General features: G+C 71.7%; 14 protein-coding genes. 10 read left to right on the top strand and 4 right to left on the bottom strand.

Annotated features, from left to right (window positions below; translation table 11 throughout):
• Positions 1–54 precede the first annotated feature (54 nt).
• The 10 genes from C8K30_RS18535 (at position 55) to C8K30_RS18490 (ending at position 10065) form a co-directional block, all read left to right on the top strand.
• Positions 55–1170 carry an LLM class flavin-dependent oxidoreductase gene (locus C8K30_RS18535; RefSeq protein ID WP_108494403.1) on the top strand — a complete coding sequence of 372 codons (1116 nt, stop codon included), beginning with the start codon at positions 55–57 and terminating at the stop codon, positions 1168–1170.
• Positions 1170–2300 carry an LLM class flavin-dependent oxidoreductase gene (locus tag C8K30_RS18530; RefSeq protein WP_108494402.1) on the top strand — a complete coding sequence of 377 codons (1131 nt, stop codon included), beginning with the start codon at positions 1170–1172 and terminating at the stop codon, positions 2298–2300. The genes C8K30_RS18535 and C8K30_RS18530 overlap by 1 nt, the downstream gene beginning before the upstream one ends.
• On the top strand, positions 2297–3487 hold the full coding sequence (locus C8K30_RS18525) for an LLM class flavin-dependent oxidoreductase (protein ID WP_108494401.1): 1191 nt from the start codon (positions 2297–2299) through the stop codon (positions 3485–3487). The genes C8K30_RS18530 and C8K30_RS18525 overlap by 4 nt, the downstream gene beginning before the upstream one ends.
• A gap of 185 nt (positions 3488–3672) precedes the next feature.
• Complete coding sequence (locus C8K30_RS18520) at positions 3673–4572, top strand: DUF1684 domain-containing protein (RefSeq protein WP_108494400.1); 900 nt, start codon at positions 3673–3675, stop codon at positions 4570–4572.
• Between the two features lie 113 nt (positions 4573–4685).
• The gene (gene whiA / locus C8K30_RS18515; RefSeq protein WP_108494399.1) at positions 4686–5666 is read left to right on the top strand and encodes a DNA-binding protein WhiA; all 981 of its coding nucleotides are present in this window, start codon (positions 4686–4688) and stop codon (positions 5664–5666) included.
• 319 nt (positions 5667–5985) lie between these two features.
• On the top strand, positions 5986–6990 hold the full coding sequence (gene gap / locus C8K30_RS18510) for a type I glyceraldehyde-3-phosphate dehydrogenase (RefSeq protein ID WP_108494398.1): 1005 nt from the start codon (positions 5986–5988) through the stop codon (positions 6988–6990).
• 99 nt (positions 6991–7089) lie between these two features.
• A complete protein-coding gene (gene pgk, locus C8K30_RS18505) occupies positions 7090–8289 on the top strand; it encodes a phosphoglycerate kinase (protein WP_108494397.1) in 1200 nt (399 codons plus the stop codon).
• Between the two features lie 71 nt (positions 8290–8360).
• The gene (gene tpiA, locus C8K30_RS18500) at positions 8361–9131 is read left to right on the top strand and encodes a triose-phosphate isomerase (protein WP_233257297.1); all 771 of its coding nucleotides are present in this window, start codon (positions 8361–8363) and stop codon (positions 9129–9131) included.
• Between the two features lie 274 nt (positions 9132–9405).
• Entirely contained in the window at positions 9406–9648 is a 243-nt protein-coding gene (secG, locus tag C8K30_RS18495) for a preprotein translocase subunit SecG (protein WP_020014806.1), read from the top strand.
• A 54-nt stretch (positions 9649–9702) separates the two neighbouring features.
• On the top strand, positions 9703–10065 hold the full coding sequence (locus C8K30_RS18490; protein WP_108494395.1) for an RNA polymerase-binding protein RbpA: 363 nt from the start codon (positions 9703–9705) through the stop codon (positions 10063–10065).
• Positions 10066–10177: 112 nt separating this feature from the next.
• On the opposite strand, the gene C8K30_RS18485 is transcribed toward C8K30_RS18490, so the two are convergent.
• The 4 genes from C8K30_RS18485 to tal are packed head-to-tail and all read right to left on the bottom strand — an operon-like array spanning position 10178 to position 14745.
• Positions 10178–11056 (bottom strand): 6-phosphogluconolactonase, encoded by an 879-nt coding sequence (locus C8K30_RS18485; RefSeq protein WP_108494394.1) that lies wholly within the window; start codon positions 11054–11056, stop codon positions 10178–10180.
• Positions 11056–11985 (bottom strand): glucose-6-phosphate dehydrogenase assembly protein OpcA, encoded by a 930-nt coding sequence (gene opcA / locus C8K30_RS18480; protein ID WP_108494393.1) that lies wholly within the window; start codon positions 11983–11985, stop codon positions 11056–11058. Before opcA ends, C8K30_RS18485 begins: the two co-directional genes overlap by 1 nt.
• A 49-nt stretch (positions 11986–12034) precedes the next feature.
• The gene (gene zwf / locus C8K30_RS18475; protein ID WP_108494392.1) at positions 12035–13597 is read right to left on the bottom strand and encodes a glucose-6-phosphate dehydrogenase; all 1563 of its coding nucleotides are present in this window, start codon (positions 13595–13597) and stop codon (positions 12035–12037) included.
• Positions 13594–14745 (bottom strand): transaldolase, encoded by a 1152-nt coding sequence (tal, locus tag C8K30_RS18470; RefSeq protein WP_108494391.1) that lies wholly within the window; start codon positions 14743–14745, stop codon positions 13594–13596. Before tal ends, zwf begins: the two co-directional genes overlap by 4 nt.
• Positions 14746–14792: the final 47 nt, after the last annotated feature.

The raw sequence follows: 14792 nt of genomic DNA, 5'->3' as shown, positions 1-14792 counted from the left end.
CCCGCCCCGCACCGCCGTCATCCAGCACCCGCCCCGTACCGAAGGAGAACCCCCATGCCCGTCGAGTTCCTCGGCATCGCCGCCACCAGCAACGCCTCCGAGACCACCGAGCGCACGACCAAGCCCTTCGACCCCGACTACCTGGTCCGCATAGTGCGCGCCCACGAGGACAACGGCTGGACCCGCGTTCTGTTCGCCTACGGCTCGTCCGGGCCCGAGCCTGCCGCGCTCGCGGCCCACGTCGCAGCGCACGTGCCGTCGATCGAGCTGCTGCTGGCGCACCGGCCCAACGTCTCGTACCCGACGTACGCGGCGAAGACGTTCGCGACGCTGGACCAGCTCTCGGGCGGCCGGCTGTCGGTGCACTTCATCTCGGGCGGCAACGACCACGAGCAGGGCCGCGAGGGCGACACCCTCACGAAGGACCAGCGGTACGCCCGCACCCGCGAGTACATCCAGATAGTGAAGCGGGCGTGGACCAGCGCCGAGCCGTTCGACCACCACGGCGAGTTCTACGACCTCGACGACTTCGTACTGGACGCGAAGCCGGTCGACGGGCACGTGCCCACCATCTCGTTCGGCGGCTCGTCGGAGGCGGCCTACCCGGTCGGCGCGGCCGAGGCCGACATCTACGCCGTCTGGGGCGAGCCGCTGGACCGCACCGCCGAGCAGATCGCCCGCGTGCACGCCGAGGCGGCAGCGGCCGGCCGGGCGACGCCGCCGCGGATCCACGCCGCGTTCCGGCCGATCATCGCGCCCACCGAGAAGCTGGCCTGGGACAAGGCATACGACATCCTCGGCCGGATCGAGGCGCGCAAGGCCGCGCAGGGCGGCGTCCTGAGCCGGCGCCACCCGATCGACAAGCCCGAGAACGCGGGGTCGCAGCGCCTCCTGGAGATCGCCGCCCAGGGCGAGCGGTTCGACACCGCGCTGTGGACCGTGACCGCGAAGGCGACCGGCGGTGCCGGGAACTCCAACGCGCTGGTCGGCACGCCCGAGCAGGTCGCCGAGGCGCTGCTCGCCTACTACGACCTGGGCGTGCGGGTCATCTCGGCGCGCGGCTACGACCTGCTCGACGACGCCATCGACTTCGGCCGGTACGTCATCCCGCTGGTCAAGGAGGGCGTGGCGCGGCGCGACCGTGCGGCGGCTCAGGAGGTGGCGGCCTGATGCGCTTCCAGGTCCTGGACATCGCGTTCAACCCGCCGCACCCCGTCACGGGCCAGGAGGTGCCGCCCGCCGACCGGCTGAACCGGATAGTCGAGACGGCGGTGCTGGCGGAGGAGCTCGGGTTCGACTCCTTCGCCGTCGGGGAGCGGCACGCCGGGCCGGTGCTGTCGTCGGCCCCGACCGTCCTGCTGGGCGCCATCGCCGCCCGTACGTCCCGCATCCTGCTCTCCACGGGCGTCACCGTCCTGTCCCTGCACGACCCGATCCGGCTCGCGGAGGACCTGGCGACGGTCGACCAGCTCAGCCGCGGCCGGCTGGAGATCGTGATCGGCAAGGGCAACGAGGACCTGCAGTACCCGCTGCTCGGCCTGGACATCACCAAGCAGTACGAGTACCTGCGGGAGAACTACGAGCTCCTCCGGCTCCTCCTGTCCACCGAGGACGTCACGTGGGAGGGCAGGCACCGGCACCGGCTGGAGCACGCGACCACCCTGCCGCGCCCGTTCGCGGGCCCGTTCCGCATCTGGCACGGCTCGGCGACGTCGCAGTTCGCCGTCGACCTGGCGGCCGAGCACGGCGACCCGATAGTCAGCGCCAACGCGCTCCAGCCCCGCGAGAACTACGGCGTGCTGATCGACCGGTACCGCGAGCAGTACGCGGCCGCCGGGCACGACCCGGCCTACGGGTTCGTGGGCGCCGGGTCGGGCGGCCTGTTCCTGGCCGACACCACCGAGGAGGCCGTCGAGCAGTACCGGCCGATCTACGAGGGCCAGGTGCGCCAGCAGGACCAGCGGAAGCACGCGCCGGGCGCCATCGGCAAGGTGACCAGCTTCCGGACCGTCGAGGAGGCCGTCGAGCGGGGCCCGGCACTCGTGGGCTCGCCCGAGCGGGTGGCGGAGAAGATCCTCGACTACCACTCCTCGTTCGGCCACGTGCTGCAGGCGGTCTCCGTGAACCACCTGCTCGCCCCGGCGCAGCAGGAGGACGTGCTGCGGCGGTTCGCGCAGGAGGTGATCCCCCAGGTGCGGGCCGAGGTCCGGACCGACCTGTGGGGCCCGCTCGACGAGCGCCGGGCCGCCGGCTTCACCGCCGTCGACCCGCCGGCCCGCGTCGAGGAGGTGCCGGCATGACGACGCCGGCCGCCCCGGACCCCGGCCGGCGCCCCGCCGGCGTGCACTGGTTCCTGCCGACCAACGGCGACGCCCGCGGCATCGTCGGCAGCGCGCACGCGAAGGATGCCCGCGGCTCGGCAGCCGGCCTGCGGGAGCCGACCGTCGAGTACCTGGGCGACGTCGCGCGCGCCGCCGACCGCCTCGGCTACGACGCCGTGCTCACCCCGACCGGCACCTGGAGCGAGGACGCCTGGCTCAGCACGGCGGCGGTGCTGAGCCAGACCGAGCGCCTGAAGTTCCTCGTCGCGCTGCGGCCCGGGCTGGTCTCCCCGACGCTCGCCGCACAGATGGCGGCCACCCTGCAACGCTTCTCGGGCGGGCGGGTGCTGCTCAACGTCGTCACGGGCGGCGACGAGGTCGAGCTGCGCCGGTTCGGCGACTGGCTCGACCACGACGAGCGGTACGACCGCACTGCCGAGTTCCTCGAGGTGCTGCGCGGCGTGTGGTCCGTCGGTTCGTCCGACGGCGCCGCCGAACCGTTCGACCACACCGGCCGGCACTACCGCATCGAGGGGGCACGCAGCCTCGCGCCGCCCGACCCGACGCCCGAGATCTGGTTCGGCGGGTCGTCCGAGGCGGCGCTCCCGGTCGCGGCCGAGCACGCCGACGTCTACCTGACGTGGGGCGAGCCGCCGGAGCAGGCGGCACGCAAGATCGAGCGCGTCCGCGAGCTGGCCGCCGAGCGAGGCCGGATCCTGCGGTTCGGCGTGCGGCTGCACGTCCTGACCCGCGACCGGTCGTCCGACGCGTGGGAGGTGGCGCAGCGCTGGCTCGACGAGCTCAGCCCCAAGCAGGTGGCCGACGCCCAGCTCGTCCTGACGACGTCGGGATCCGTGGGGCAGCGGCGGATGGCCGCGCTGCACGACGGCGGCCGGCTCGCCGCGGCGGGCGACGCGCGCGAGCTGGAGATCCACCCGGGGCTGTGGGTCGGCGTCGGGCTGGTGCGGGGCGGCGCGGGGACGGCGCTCGTCGGCAGCCACGAGGAGGTCGCCGACCTGGTGGCGGAGTACCACGAGGCGGGCTTCGACGAGTTCGTGCTGTCCGGGTACCCGCACCTGGAGGAGGCGTACTGGTTCGCCGAGGGGGTGCGCCCGCTCCTGGACGAACGGGGCATCACGGCGCGGGCCGGTGGCGTGATTCGTTGACACGACCTGGGGAGCGACGTAATTTTCGAGGCGTAATATCCTACCGATCGAATGCCTATTCGTTTGGATGGGTATGGCACCGCGACTTCACCCGCTGCCCGGGACAACCCTTTCCGCCGCCCGCCCGTCGTGTGCGGTGGGGTCAAAGCCCGCGCCAGCCGGCACCCCGACCGGGAGGAAACGACATGACCGAGGCCCTGCACACTGGGACGGCCGGCACGACCGCCGCCGACGACGACGCCGTGAGCGGTCATGCCGCGTGGCGCGCCGCTCGCGAGCGGGAGCTGCTGGAGCCGCACGGGTGGCTGAGCCCGGTCGCGCTGTTGTGGCCCACGGCGACGCCGCGGCGCCTGCCCGGCGTGCCCGGCGAGTGGTGGGTCGCCGACGGAGTCCTCTACACCAGGCCCGCGCCGGGCGATACGGCGGCACTGGTGGGGGAGCGCGTCGTGCCGGACGGCCCGACGGCGATCGGCGTCGGCGAGGGACGCAGCCGCATCATCGGCACGTTCCTGCCGGAGGAGCGGGCCGGCTCCGCCGCCGGGGCGGACGGCGCGCACGAGGTGGCGGTCGAGGTAGTGGTCCGCACCGGCCGGTACGGCGTGCGCCTGCGCGATCCGCAGGCCGCAACCCGCACGGAGTTCACGGGCGTCCCCGCGTTCGACTACGACCCGTCCTGGGTGCTCGACGCCCCCGTGCGCTGGTACGACGAGCCGGAGTCCGTAACGGTCGGCGCCGCCCAGCCGGGCCTGGTGCACCACGTCGAGGTGTTCGGCGAGGTCGACCTCGTGCGCGGCGGGCGGTTCGCAACCCTTGCCCTCACCGGCACCCTCACGTCGCCCACCATCGTCTTCAGCGACGAGGCCGACGGCGTCGCGCCGTGGCGGGCGCTCCTGGTCACGACGCCGGACGGCACCGGCGACCCAGTGGACGAGGCGGCCCCCGCGACGTCCGACACGCTGCGCCTGGACCTGAACCGGGCGGTGAACCTGCCGCACGCGTTCACGGACTTCGGGACGAGCGCGGCGCCGCTGGCGGGCAACCACCTGCCGTTCGCCGTGACGGCGGGGGAGAAGGCGCCGCGATGAACTGCGCATTCTCGCAGGCCGGAGGACCAATGAGGCGACACGCCGGGACATTTCGCCCGTGTTTCCGCGATTCCACCGGGTTACCGTGCGCTTGACCATGGCAGGATGACGCCATGGCGCTCACGGGACAGGTCAAGGAGGAGCTCGCGCGGGTGAGGGTGGCGAAGACGTCGTGCCGCAAGGCAGAGGTCTCCGCGACGCTGCGGTTCTCGGGCGGTCTCCACATCATCTCCGGTCGGGTCGTGATCGAGGCAGAGCTCGACACCGAGTCGGCGGCGACCCGGCTGCGGCATGCCATCCACGACCTGTACGGGCACACGAGCGAGCTCATCGTCGTCCAGGCCGGCGGCCTGCGGAAGAGCTCGCGGTTCGTGGTGCGCGTGGTGCGCGAGGGCGAGTCGCTCGCCCGCCAGACCGGCCTGCTCGACGCCCGCGGCCGCCCCGTGCGCGGCCTGGCGCCCGAGGTCGTGTCCGCCGGCGTGCAGGAGGCCGAGGCCGTGTGGCGCGGCGCGTTCCTGGCGCACGGCTCCCTGACCGAGCCCGGGCGGTCCATGGCGCTCGAGGTGACCAGCCCAGGGCCGGAGGCGGCGCTCGCGCTCGTCGGAGCCGCCCGCCGCCTGGGCGTCGCGGCCAAGTCCCGCGAGGTGCGCGGCATCGACCGCGTGGTGATCCGCGACGGCGACTCCATCGGACGGATGCTGGAGCGCATCGGCGCGCCGGAGACGCTCAAGGTCTGGGAGGAGCGGCGGGAGCGCCGCGAGGTGCGCGGCACCGCCAACCGCCTGGCGAACTTCGACGACGCGAACCTGCGCCGCTCCGCCCGGGCCGCCGTGGCTGCCGGGGCGCGCGTCCAGCGGGCCTTCGAGATCCTGGGCGAGGAGCTGCCCGACCACCTGCGCCAGGCCGGCGAGCTGCGCCTCGCGCACAAGCAGGCGTCGCTCGAGGAGCTGGGCCGCCTGGCCGAGCCGCAGCTGTCCAAGGACGCCGTGGCGGGCCGGATCCGCCGGCTGCTGTCGACGGCGGACAAGCGGGCTCTCGAGCTGGGCATCCCCGACACCGAGGCGGGGCTGTCGGCCGACCTGCTCGACCTGTGACCCGACCTCTTGCTCGACCGGTGGCTCGACCGGTCACCCGACCGGCGGCTCGGTCTGTGTCGTCGTTGTGAGAACGCACAGAACCGCGAGTTCCATGCTGTCCGGGCTCGGGTCACGGTTCGGCAGGGTTCGGGTATAGGCTCAAAATCGTCAGGTGACGACGCCGTGACTATCGCGTTTCCCCTTCGGGTCGTCGCGAGGTCGCGGCGCCCGCAAGAACCCTGACAAACGCACTTCACCGTCGGCCATCGACGGCAGTGGCGACAGATCCAAGGAAACGTGTGCGCCGGGACGGCCGGCGCCCCCTGAGGAGGGCATTGTGACCATCCGCGTCGGCATCAACGGCTTCGGCCGTATCGGCAGGAACTTCTACCGGGCTCTCGTGGAGTCGGGTGCAGACATCGAGGTCGTGGGTGTCAACGACCTGACCGACAACAAGACGCTCGCGCACCTGCTCAAGTACGACACGACGCTGGGCCGCTTCGGCAAGCCGGTCGACTTCGACGACGAGAACATCATCGTGGACGGCAAGAAGATCCGCGCCCTCGCCGAGCGCAACCCCGCGGACCTCCCCTGGGGCGAGCTGGGTGCGGACATCGTCATCGAGTCCACGGGCTTCTTCACGGACGCCACCAAGGCGAAGGCGCACATCGACGCCGGCGCCAAGAAGGTCATCATCTCGGCCCCGGCCAAGAACGAGGACGCCACGTTCGTGATGGGCGTCAACAACGAGCTGTACGACCCGGCCGCGCACCACATCATCTCGAACGCGTCGTGCACCACCAACTGCCTCGCCCCGCTGGCGAAGGCGCTGAACGACTCGATCGGCATCGAGCGTGGCCTGATGACCACGATCCACGCCTACACGGGTGACCAGAACCTGCAGGACGGCCCGCACAGCGACCTGCGTCGCGCCCGCGCGGCCGCGCAGAACATCGTGCCGACCACCACGGGTGCCGCCAAGGCCGTCGCCCTGGTGCTGCCGGAGCTCAAGGGCAAGCTGGACGGCTACGCCCTGCGCGTGCCGGTCATCACCGGCTCGGCCACGGACCTGACCTTCGAGGCCTCGCGCGAGGTCACGATCGACGAGGTCAACGCCGCCGTCAAGGCCGCCGCCGAGGGCCCGCTCAAGGGCGTCCTGGAGTACGTGGAGGACGACATCGTCTCCTCGGACATCGTGACCAACCCGCACCAGAGCATCTACGACGCGAAGCTCACCAAGGTGATCGGCAACCAGGTCAAGGTCGTCTCCTGGTACGACAACGAGTGGGGCTACTCGAACAGCCTCGTCAACCTCACCGTGTTCGTCGGCGAGAAGCTCTGACCGCTCTCTCCCTGACGTGAACCCCGACGTCCGCGTGCGCATCGGCCAGCCGGCGCACGCGGACGTCGTCATGTAACGGAACCTCGACCTGGAGTGCTCATGAAGACCATCGACTCCCTCGGCGACCTGCGCGGCAAGCGCGTCCTGGTCCGCTCCGACTTCAACGTCCCGCTCGACGGGACGACCATCACTGACGACGGCCGCATCCGCGCCGCCCTGCCGACGCTGAAGCGGCTGACCGACGCCGGCGCGCGCGTCGTCGTCCTTGCCCACCTCGGCCGCCCCAAGGGCACGCCGGACCCGCAGTACTCCCTGGCGCCGGTCGCCGCCCGCCTGGGCGAGCTGCTCGGGCAGGACGTCGCGCTCGCCGAGGACCTCGTGGGCCCGTCGGCCAAGGCGACCGTCGAGGCCCTGGCCGACGGCCAGGTCGCCTTGCTGGAGAACGTCCGGTTCGACGCCCGCGAGACCTCGAAGGTCGACGCGGAGCGGGCCGAGCTCGCCGGCGAGCTCGCGCAGCTCGCGGACGCGTTCGTCTCGGACGGCTTCGGCGTGGTGCACCGCAAGCAGGCCTCCGTGTACGACATCGCGCAGGTGCTGCCCGCCGCGGCCGGCGACCTGGTGCGCAGCGAGGTCGAGTCGCTGTCGAAGGCGACCGGCGACCCGGAGCGCCCCTACGCCGTCGTGCTCGGCGGCTCGAAGGTGTCCGACAAGCTGGGCGTCATCGCGAACCTCCTGACCAAGGCCGACCGCCTGCTCATCGGCGGCGGCATGGTCTTCACGTTCCTGGCGGCCAAGGGCCACTCGGTGGGCAACAGCCTGCTGGAGACCGACCAGATCGACACCGTCAAGGGCTACCTGGCCACTGCGGAGGCGAACGGCGTCGAGATCGTGCTGCCGGTCGACATCGTCGCGGCGGACTCGTTCGCCGCGGACGCGCCGCACCAGATCGTCGGCGCGGAGTCGATCCCGGACGGCACCATTGGCCTCGACATCGGCCCCGAGTCGGGCAAGCTGTTCGCCGACAAGCTGGCCGACGCCAAGACCATCGCGTGGAACGGCCCCATGGGCGTCTTCGAGTTCGAGGCGTTCGCCGCGGGGACCAAGGCCGTGGCGCAGGGCATCATCGAGGCGACGACGGCCGGCGGGTTCTCCATCGTGGGCGGCGGCGACTCGGCAGCGGCCGTGCGTGTGCTCGGCTTCGACGAGGCCGGTTTCAGCCACATCTCGACCGGTGGTGGCGCGAGCCTGGAGCTGCTGGAGGGCAAGGAGCTCCCCGGCCTGACCGTCCTCGCCGGCTGACTCGCGCCGGCTGACCCGACGTACCTCTGAAGAGAAGGAAGAATCACGTGGCTACCACTCGCACGCCGCTCATGGCGGGCAACTGGAAGATGAACCTGGACCACCAGCAGGCGATCAGCACGGTCCAGAAGCTGTCCTGGTCCCTGAAGGACGCCAAGCACGACTACCAGGCGGTCGAGGTGGCGGTGCTGCCGCCGTTCACCGACCTGCGGTCGGTGCAGACGCTCGTGGACGGCGACAAGCTGGAGCTCGTCTACGGCGCCCAGGACATCTCCAAGCACGAGTCCGGCGCCTACACCGGTGAGATCTCCGGGTCGATGCTGCAGAAGCTGGGCTGCACCTACGTGGTGATCGGGCACTCCGAGCGCCGCGAGTACCACGCGGAGTCCGACGACCTGGTGAACGCCAAGGTGCGCGCCGCCTTCGCGCACGGCCTGACCCCGATCCTGTGCGTCGGCGAGGGCCTCGAGGTCCGCAAGGCCGGTGACCAGGTCGCGTACACGCTGGCGCAGGTCGAGGCCGCGCTGGCCGACGTCCCGGCCGAGCAGATCGCGAAGATCGTCATCGCCTACGAGCCCGTCTGGGCCATCGGCACGGGCGAGGTCGCCACCCCGGAGGACGCGCAGGAGGTCTGCGGCGCGATCCGCCGCGTGCTCGGCGAGCTGTGCGACCCCGGCGCGGCCGACGGCGTGCGCGTGCTGTACGGCGGCTCGGTGAAGTCGGGCAACGTCGCGCAGATCATGGCGCAGCCCGACGTCGATGGCGCCCTGGTGGGCGGCGCGAGCCTGGACCCGGAGGAGTTCGCAAGGATCGCCCGCTACCAGTCGCACGTCACCGCCTGATCGGTTGTGGGCGCGATCGTTGCGCCTGAAACGGGCGGGTAGCAGCAACGATCGCGCCCACAACCAAGCCTGAGCCTGTTGCGCTCGGGTCCGAGACCGTCACGCAATCTCCCTGAGGTACTCTCACTCGGGCGTGATGTTCCAGGTGTGACTCCTGCTCAGGGCTCCGCAGAGCGCTGAGCAGGGCGTTCGCACTGTGAGGTACGTCTCGCTTACTCTTGACCGATCCGCCGCCGGGTGACTCCCGGCACACCTACAACCGAGGACGTGAACCGTGGACGCGCTCCGCATCATCCTGGAAGTTCTGCTGGTCCTGACCAGCGGCTTCCTCACCATGCTCATCCTGCTCCACAAGGGCAAGGGTGGCGGGCTGTCCGACATGTTCGGTGGCGGAATCTCGATGGGCGCCGGCTCGTCCGGCGTGGCCGAGCGGAACCTCAACCGCATCACAATCGCCTTCGCCCTCGTGTGGGCAGTGGTGATCGTCCTGCTCGGACTCATCCAGAAGGTCAGCTGACCCGGTCGCCAAGCGCCTAGCAGCTGACGGCCACACACAGAGGGGACGACAGACGTGGCATCAGGCGGTCATGCGATTCGGGGGAGCCGGGTAGGCGCCGGCCCTCTCGGAGAGACGGAGCGGGGCGATACCGCGCCTCGTATCCGAGTTTCTTACTGGTGTGCCAACGGGCACGAGACAGCACCGAGCTTCTCGGTCGGCGAGGACGTAGAGGCCCCCACGCAGTGGGACTGCCCGCGTTGCGGATTCCCCGCAGGGATGGACCCGGTGAACCCGCCGGCTCCCGTGCGGAACGAGCCGTACAAGACGCACCTCGCCTACGTGAAGGAGCGCAGGTCCGACGAGGACGGCGCCGCTCTCCTGGAGGAGGCGCTGGAGGCACTGCGGATCCGTCGTGGCGGACGCATAGCACGCTAACGTTTTTCAGCCGGCGAAGCAGAGATCCGGCGAAGTAGAACTGGAGCGAGGCAACCCATCCGGGTCGCCTCGCTCCAGTTCTACTTCGCCAGCCTTTTGCTTCGCCGAGGTTCTACTTCGGCGTTGTCGCGCCTGCCGCTTCCGCGTCCAGCAGCCACAGCGTCCGTGCCTGCCCGACGGCGCCCGCGGCGGGCACCTCCGCCACCGGCTTGCCGGCCAGCGCGGCGGCCACCCGCTCTGCCTTCTCGGCACCCGCTGCCACGATCCACACCTCGCGGGCGGACCGGATCGCGTCGAACGTGAGCGAGACCCGCTCCGGCGGCGGCTTGGGCGAGCCGTGCACGCCCGTCGTCGTGCCCTGCGCGGCCAGACCCTCGTGGCCGGGGAACAGGGACGCGACGTGCCCGTCGGGACCCATGCCGAGCAGCAGGACGTCGAACGCGGGGACCGCGGCGGCTTCTTCCTGCCCGCCGCGCCCGCCCTGCTCGTCATGCCCGCCTGCGTCGTCCCGCCCGCCCCCGCCCTGCTCGCCCGCATGCTCGCGCAGGAGCGCCGCGTAGGCCGCGGCGCCCTCCTCGGGAGTCGCGACCGACGTCGGGCCCGGCATCGGGTGGACGTTGGCCTCAGGGAGACCGTGCTCGGCGACCAGGACGTCGAGCAGGGCCTGGCGGGCCTGCGTCTCGTTGCGGTCCGGGTCGCCGTCCGGCAGGAACCGCTCGTCGCCCCACCACAGGTGGACACCCGACCAGTCGACCGCCGGCACGAGCGGGCTCGCGGCGACCGCCGCGAGCGCCGCGATGCCGACCGTGCCCCCCGTGAGCACCACGTGCACGGGGGAGCGGACCGACTGCACGTCCAGGACGCGCGTGAGCAGCCGCGCGGCCGCGGCCTGCGCGAGCACTTCCTTGTCGGGGTGCACGACGACGAGCCGTACCGCGTGCGTCGGGCCGGACGCCGGGCCGTGCGTCGAGCCGGACGCCGGGCCGGACATCAGGCCGCCGTCCGCGTGGTGATGTGCCCCAGGCCCCGCATGAGAACCTCCTCGAAGATCTCGTCCGGGTCGAGCCGGCGCAGCTCCTCGATCAGGGCCTCGTTGAGCGCGCGGATCGGCAGCGCGATCCGGCGCGCGGGCTTGCCCGGCTGGGTGATCGTGACGGTGCGGCCGTCGGGCCGGTCGAGCACGATGGGGCCGCTCTTGCGCTCCAGCACCACCCGCGTGATCGCGTCGTCGCTGTTGGTGCGCACCACCTCGGCCGGGCAGTTCAGCCGTGCGCCGAGCCAGGCCGCGAGCAGGTCGAGCGACGTGTGCCGCTTCTGCCCCTCGACCGTCACGGAGAGCACGGGCTCGAACGGCGGCTGCTCGACCGCCGCCGCGATGATCGCCCGCCACAGGGTGACGCGCGCCCACGCGAGGTCGGTGTCGCCGGGGGCGTAGGTCCCGGCGAGGTTGCCGAGCATCTCCACCGGGTTCTCCGCGATGGTGCTGTCAATGATCCGGCGGGCGGCCATGGCGCCCACCGGGTCCTGCGACGGCACCGCCGGCGCCTCGCGCGGCCACCAGGCCACGATCGGAGCGTCGGGCAGCAGGAGCGGCATCACGAGGGTGTCGGTCCGCTCCAGGAGCGGGCCGAAGGCGCGCAGCACCACCACCTCGGAGGCACCGGCGTCACCGCCCACCCGGATCTGCGCGTCGAGGCGGGCGCTGGCACCGCGCGCCGCCGGGGCGACGACGATGACCCGGCACGGGTGCTCGCGGCTCGCGTCGTTCGCGGCCTCGACCGACTCCTCGACGTCGCGCTCGTCGGCCAGCACCACGAGGGTGAGCACGCGGCCCAGGGCCACGGCACCGCCCTCGTCGCGCAGGCGCACGAGACGCTTGTTGACCTGGTTGGTCGTCGTGTCCGGCATGTCAATGATCATTGGCCGTGCTCACCTTCTCGCTGTGGCGTCAGTGTCGGCAACCGCGTCACTAGGGTCGCCTCCAGGCCCTGCCGTCGCGCTCCATCATGGCGTCGGCCGACGGCGGACCCCAGGTGCCCGACGCGTACGGCTCCGGCTGGCCCTTGCGGGCCCAGTACGAGGTGATCGGGTCGAGGATCTTCCAGGACAGCTCGACCTCCTCGCGCGTCGGGAAGAGCGGCGGGTCGCCGAGCAGCACGTCGAGGATGAGCCGCTCGTAGGCCTCGGGGGAGGACTCGGTGAACGAGTGCCCGTAACCGAAGTCCATCGTCACGTCGCGGACCTGCATCGCCGTGCCCGGCACCTTGGCCCCGAACCGCAGGGTGACGCCCTCGTCGGGCTGTACGCGGATGACCAGCGCGTTGCTGCCGAGCTCGGACGTCAGGGACGACTCGAACGGGAGGTGCGGCGCCTTCTTGAACACCACTGCCACCTCGGTGACACGGCGGCCCAGGCGCTTGCCGTGGCGCAGGTAGAACGGGACGCCCGCCCAGCGGCGGTTGTCGACGTCGACCCGGACCGCGGCGAAGGTCTCCGTGCTGGAGTCCTTCGCGATGCCGTCCTCCTCGAGGAAGCCGGGCACCTCCTCGCCGCCCTGCCAGCCGGCCTCGTACTGGCCGCGGGCCGTGTGCTTGCCGAGGTCACGGGGCAGGCGCACGGACGAGAGCACCTTGATCTTCTCGGCGCGCAGCTCGGCGGCGTCGAAGTTGACGGGCTCCTCCATGGCCACCAGCGCCAGGAGCTGGATCAGGTGGTTCTGGATGACGTCGCGCGCGGCGCCGATCCCGTCGTAGTAGCCGGCGCGGCCACCGATGCCGATGTCCTCGGCCATGGTGATCTGCACGTGGTCCACGTAGTTCGAGTTCCAGATGGGCTCGAACATCGTGTTGGCGAAGCGCAGCGCCAGCAGGTTCTGGACGGTCTCCTTGCCCAGGTAGTGGTCGATGCGGAACACCGACTCCGGGTCGAAGACCTCGGACACCACGGCGTCGAGCTCCTTGGCGCTGGCCAGGTCGTGCCCGAAGGGCTTCTCGATGACCACGCGGCGCCAGGCGTTCACGCCGTCGCCGTCCGCGTCGTCGTCGGGACGCGACAGCCCGTGCTCGGCGAGCTGCCGGCACACCACGGGGAACGCGGCCGGCGGGACGGACAGGTAGAACGCGTGGTTGCCGCCCGTGCCGCGCTCCTTGTCGAGCGTCTCGACGGTCTCCCGCAGCCGCTCGAACGCGGCGTCGTCGTCGAAGGAGCCGTGCACGAACCGGATGCCCTCGGCGAGCTGGCGCCACGTCGCCTCCCGGAACGGGGTGCGGGCGTGCTCCTTCACGGCGTCGTGCACGACCTGGGCGAAGTCCTGGTCGTCCCAGTCGCGCCGGGCGAAGCCCGTCAGGGCGAAGCCCGGCGGCAGGAGGCCGCGGTTGGCCAGGTCGTAGACGGCGGGCATGAGCTTCTTGCGCGACAGGTCACCCGTCACGCCGAAGATCACGAGCCCGCTGGGGCCCGCGATGCGGGGCAGGCGCAGGTCGATGGGGTCGCGCAGGGGGTTGACCCCCTGCGCGATCTTGGCCGGCCTCACCGCTCGCCGGCCCCTGCACCGGCGCTGTCGAGCCCGGTCTTGGTGGTCGTCAGGAGCTCGTCCCAGCTGACCTCGAACTTCGTCACGCCCTCGTCCTCCAGCTGTGCCGTCACCTCGTCGATAGAGATGCCCTGCGCCTCGATGGCCGCGATCGTCGCGGCCGCCTCCTCGCCCGACCCGGTGACGGTGTCGGCGAGGACTATGCCGTGGTCGGCGAACGCGTCGAGCGTCTTCTCGGGCATCGTGTTGACGACGCCGGCCACCACGAGCTCGTCCACGTACATCGTGTCGCGGTAGCTCGGGTCCTTGACGCCGGTCGACGCCCACAGCGGGCGCTGCGGCTGCGCGCCGGCGGCCTTCAGGGCGGCCCACCGGTCCGAGGAGAAGACCTCCTCGTAGGCAGCGAAGGCCAGCCGGGCGTTCGCGATGGCGGCCTGGCCGCGCAGGGCGAGCGCCTCGTCCGTGCCGATCGCGGCCAGGCGCTTGTCGACCTCCGAGTCCACGCGGGACACGAAGAAGGACGCCACCGAGCCGATGACGGACAGGTCGTGGCCCGCCGCCTTGGCCTGCTCCAGGCCGGCCAGGAACGCGTCCATGACCGCCCGGTACCGCGGAAGCGAGAAGATCAGCGTCACGTTGACGCTGATGCCCTTGGCCAGGGTCGACGTGATGGCCGGCAGGCCCTCGACCGTGGCGGGGATCTTGATCATCACGTTCGGCCGGCCGACGGTCTCCCACAGCCGGACGGCCGTGGTCTCCGTCGCCGCCGTGTCGCGGGCCAGCCGCGGGTCCACCTCGATGGACACGCGGCCGTCCACGGCGGCGCTGGCGTCGTAGGCGGGGCGCAGCACGTCAGCGGCGTCGCGCACGTCGTCCGTCGTGATGCGCTCCACCGCCGTCTCCACGTCGGAGCCCGCCAGCTCGGCCAGGATGCCCGCGTAGGCGTCGCCGTGCGCGAGGGCCGCGGCGAAGATCGTCGGGTTGGTGGTCACACCCACCACGTTCCTGGTGGTCATGAGCTCGGCGAGGTTGCCGGTGCGCAGGCGCTCACGGGACAGGTCGTCCAGCCAGATGGCGACACCCGCCTCGGACAGCCGCTCGGTGGGACTGACGTTCTCGTTGACGCTGTCGTTGGTGCTGTCGGTCATCGTGCCCTTCCTCTCTCGTGTCCGTGTGTCTCGTGCCCGGTCGTGAC

The sequence above is a fragment of the Promicromonospora sp. AC04 genome (assembly GCF_003058225.1).
In the GTDB taxonomy this organism is placed as follows: Bacteria; Actinomycetota; Actinomycetes; order Actinomycetales; family Cellulomonadaceae; genus Promicromonospora.
Note: the sequence above shows the minus strand (reverse complement) of the source record. Positions and strands in the feature narration are given on the sequence as shown.

What these genes read in the sequence shown, in the direction of transcription:
- C8K30_RS18530 (WP_108494402.1), top strand. Translation starts at nt 1,170, where the DNA reads ATGCGCTTCCAGGTCCTGGACATCGCGTTCAACCCGCCGCACCCCGTC.
- whiA (WP_108494399.1), top strand. Translation starts at nt 4,686, where the DNA reads ATGGCGCTCACGGGACAGGTCAAGGAGGAGCTCGCGCGGGTGAGGGTG.
- pgk (WP_108494397.1), top strand. Translation starts at nt 7,090, where the DNA reads ATGAAGACCATCGACTCCCTCGGCGACCTGCGCGGCAAGCGCGTCCTG.
- tal (WP_108494391.1), bottom strand. Translation starts at nt 14,745, where the DNA reads ATGACCGACAGCACCAACGACAGCGTCAACGAGAACGTCAGTCCCACC.
- C8K30_RS18535 (WP_108494403.1), top strand. Translation starts at nt 55, where the DNA reads ATGCCCGTCGAGTTCCTCGGCATCGCCGCCACCAGCAACGCCTCCGAG.
- opcA (WP_108494393.1), bottom strand. Translation starts at nt 11,985, where the DNA reads ATGATCATTGACATGCCGGACACGACGACCAACCAGGTCAACAAGCGT.
- tpiA (WP_233257297.1), top strand. Translation starts at nt 8,361, where the DNA reads ATGGCGGGCAACTGGAAGATGAACCTGGACCACCAGCAGGCGATCAGC.
- C8K30_RS18485 (WP_108494394.1), bottom strand. Translation starts at nt 11,056, where the DNA reads ATGTCCGGCCCGGCGTCCGGCTCGACGCACGGCCCGGCGTCCGGCCCG.
- C8K30_RS18520 (WP_108494400.1), top strand. Translation starts at nt 3,673, where the DNA reads ATGACCGAGGCCCTGCACACTGGGACGGCCGGCACGACCGCCGCCGAC.
- C8K30_RS18525 (WP_108494401.1), top strand. Translation starts at nt 2,297, where the DNA reads ATGACGACGCCGGCCGCCCCGGACCCCGGCCGGCGCCCCGCCGGCGTG.